At 65.0% G+C, this 3652-nt stretch carries 1 protein-coding gene and 2 pseudogenes; all 3 read right to left on the reverse strand.

The window, feature by feature from the left end:
• Positions 1-194 (reverse strand): annotated as a pseudogene (locus J8I35_RS34255) (multidrug transporter); the annotation flags it as partial.
• Positions 194-3394 carry an efflux RND transporter permease BpeB gene (gene bpeB, locus J8I35_RS34260; protein WP_060734073.1) on the reverse strand — a complete coding sequence of 1067 codons (3201 nt, stop codon included), beginning with the start codon at positions 3392-3394 and terminating at the stop codon, positions 194-196. The pseudogene J8I35_RS34255 and the gene bpeB, both read right to left, overlap by 1 nt.
• Positions 3395-3409: 15 nt before the next feature.
• Positions 3410-3652, reverse strand: a pseudogene (locus J8I35_RS34265) (efflux transporter periplasmic adaptor subunit); the annotation flags it as partial.

Raw genomic sequence — 3652 nt, forward strand, 5'->3', positions numbered from 1 at the left:
CGCCAGCCGATGGCAGTCGCCGCCTGGCCGTTCGCGCTGCGCGCGCCGGCCGCGCCCGGCTGCGTCGCGTAGACGCCGCCGGCCGGGTACGCCTGCGCGACGGGCACATCGGGCCGCGTGTAATGCGGCGCCATCGTGCAGCCCGCGGCAAAGAGCGCGACTGCGATTGCAGTCAAAGCGTGTTTTTGCATCATCACTGTCCCTTGTTGCCTTGGTCGCCGTTGCCCGGCTTCTCTTCGTGGTGCGAGTGCTCCTGAGCCAGGCGCAGCGCCTCGTCGGCATCTTCCTTCTCGCCGCTGAAGATCGCACGGATCTTCACGAAGAACATCGGGATCATGAAGATCGCGAGGAACGTCGCCGTGATCATCCCGCCGATCACGCCCGTACCGATCGCGTGCTGGCTGGCCGAACCCGCGCCGTTGCTGATCGCGAGCGGCATCACGCCGAGAATGAACGCGAGCGACGTCATCAGGATTGGACGCAGCCGCAGGCGCGCCGCTTCCAGCGCGGCCTCGATCGGCCCCATCTTCTCCGTCTGCTGCAGTTCGCGCGCGAACTCGACGATCAGGATCGCGTTCTTCGCGGACAAGCCCACGGTGGTCAGCAGGCCGACCTGGAAGAACACGTCGTTCTCGAGGCCGCGCATCGTGGCCGCGAGCAGCGCACCGATCACGCCGAGCGGCACGACCATGATCACCGAGAACGGAATCGACCAGCTTTCATACAGCGCCGCGAGACACAGGAACACGACGAGAATCGAGATCGCGTACAGGATCGGCGCCTGCGAACCGGACTGGATTTCCTGGAACGACAGGCCCGTCCACGAATAGCCGATACCGACCGGCAGCTTCTTCGCGAGCGTTTCCATCGCGGCCATCGCCTGACCGGTCGACTTGCCCGGTGCGGCCTGGCCCTGGATTTCCATCGCCGACACGCCGTTGTAGCGCTCGAGCTTCGGCGAACCGTACGTCCAGTGACCGGTCGCGAACGCGCTGAACGGCACCATCCCGCCCGACCCGTTGCGCACGTACCAGATGTTCATGTCTTCCGGCGTCATCCGGAACGGCGCGTCGGCCTGCACGTACACCTTCTTGATCCGGCCGTCGGTGTCGAGGAAGTTGTTCACGTACTTCGACGCCCACGCGATCGAGAACGTCTGGTCGATCGCATCCGCCGTCACGCCCAGCGCATTCGCCTTCTCGCGGTCGATGTCGACCTTGTACTGCGGCGTGTCGTTCAGGCCGTTCGGACGGACACCCTGCAGCGTCGGATCCTTCGAAGCCATCCCGAGCAGCTGGTTACGCGCGGCCATCAGCGCGTCGTGGCCGAGACCGGCGTTGTCCGTCAGCTCGAAGTCGAAGCCGGCAGCGGTACCGAGTTCCGGAATCGACGGCGGGTTGAACGGAATCACGAGCGCGTCCTTGTAGCTCCCGTAACGCCCGAACATCCGGCCGATCAGCGCCTGCACCTTCTGGTTCGCATGCTGACGCTGCGAATAGTCCTTCAGGCGGACGAACACGAGACCGGAGTTCTGGCCGCGGCCCGCGAAGCTGAAGCCGTTGACCGTGAACGCCGATTCGACGATTTCCTTCTCGTCCTTCAGCAGGTAGTCGGAAATGTTCGCGAGCGTCTTCGCGGTCGTTTCCTGCGTCGAACCCGACGGCGTCTGCACGATCACGAACATCAGGCCCTGGTCTTCATCGGGCAGGAACGACTTCGGCAGGCGCACGAACAGCAGCCCGACCGCGACGATCACGACCAGATAGATGATGAGCCAGCGGCCCGAGCGCTTGATCACGTGGTGCACGCCGACGTGGTACTTGTCGCGGCTGGTGTTGAACGTGCGGTTGAACCAGCCGAAGAAGCCCTTCTTCTCCTCGTGATGCCCTTGCGGGATCGGCTTGAGGATCGTCGCGCACAGTGCCGGCGTCAGAATCAACGCGACCAGCACCGACAGCACCATCGCCGACACGATCGTCAGCGAGAACTGACGATAGATCGCGCCGACCGACCCGCCGGAAAACGCGACCGGCACGAACACCGCCGACAGCACGAGCGCCACGCCGACGAGTGCGCCGGTGATCTGGCCCATCGCCTTGCGGGTCGCCTCCTTCGGCGACAGCCCTTCTTCGGCCATCACGCGCTCGACGTTCTCGACCACCACGATCGCATCGTCGACCAGCAGGCCGATCGCGAGCACGAGGCCGAACATCGACAGCGTGTTGATCGAGAAGCCGACCATCGACATGATCGCGAACGTACCGAGCAGCACGACCGGCACCGCGATCGTCGGGATGATCGTCGCCCGCAGGTTCTGCAGGAACAGATACATCACGAGGAACACGAGCACGATACCTTCGAGCAGCGTCTTGACCACTTCCTCGATCGACAGCTTCACGAACGGCGTCGTGTCGTACGGATACTTGACGACGAGGCCGTGCGGGAAGAACGGTGCGAGCTCGTCGATCTTCGCGCGCACGGCCTTCGCGGTCGCGAGCGCGTTCGCGTTGGTCGCGAGCTGGATACCGAGTGCCGCGGTCGGCTGACCGTTGTACTTCGTGTCGAAGTTGTAGTTTTCGCCGCCGAGGCCGATCTGCGCGACGTCCTTCAGGCGAACCTGCGAGCCGTCCTGGTTGACCTTCAGCAGGATGTTGCCGAACTGCTCGGGCGTCTGCAGCAGCGTCGATTCGGTGATCGTCGCCTGCAGCACGGTGCCGGGCTTGGCCGGCGTGCCGCCGATCTGGCCGCCCGCGATCTGCACGTTCTGCGCGGTGATCGCCGAGCTGACGTCGACCGGCGTGAGGCCGTAGTTGGTCAGGCGGTTCGGATCGAGCCAGATCCGCATCGCGTACTGCGAGCCGAACAGCGTGACGGTACCGACGCCGTTCAGCCGGCTGATCGGATCCTTCACGTGCGACGCCACGAAGTTCGCGAGGTCGTACTTGTTCATGCTGCCGTCTTCGGAGTTGAAGGCGAGCACCAGCAGGAAGCTGCTGCTCGACTTCGTGACCGACAGACCGAGCTGCTGCACGACCTGCGGCAGAACCGGCGTCGCGAGCGACAGCTTGTTCTGCACCTGGACCTGCGCAATGTCGGCGTTGGTGCCCGGCGCGAAGGTCAGCGTGATCGTTGCGTTGCCCGAGTCGTCACTCGTCGACGACATGTACAGGAAGTTGTCGAGACCGCTCATCTGCTGCTCGATCACCTGCGTCACCGTGTCTTCCACCGTCTTGGCGGACGCACCCGGGTAGTTCGCGGTGATCTGGATCGATGGCGGCGCGATCGTCGGATACTGCGAGATCGGCAGCGTGAAGATCGCCGCAACCCCGGCCAGCATCAGGATGATGGCGATCACCCACGCGAAGATCGGGCGATCGATAAAAAACTTTGCCATGAAACAGGCTCCCTGTTATTTCGCGCTCGAGGCAGCGGCAGCACTCGCCGGCGCGGCGCCCGATGCGGCGGCACCGGAAGCGGCAGCGGCGCCGGACCCGGCGGCGGCCGGCGCGGCGGGGGCAGCAGCACCCGAGGCGGCATCGGCCGCCGGAGCGAGCTGCGCGGGGACCGTCTTCACGGTCGCGCCCGGGCGCACCTTGTCGACGCCTTGCACGATCACGTGATCTCCTGCCTGCAGACCGCCTTCGACGACCCA

The organism is Burkholderia sp. CpTa8-5 (genome assembly GCF_017815045.1).
GTDB lineage: Bacteria > Pseudomonadota > Gammaproteobacteria > Burkholderiales > Burkholderiaceae > Burkholderia > Burkholderia sola.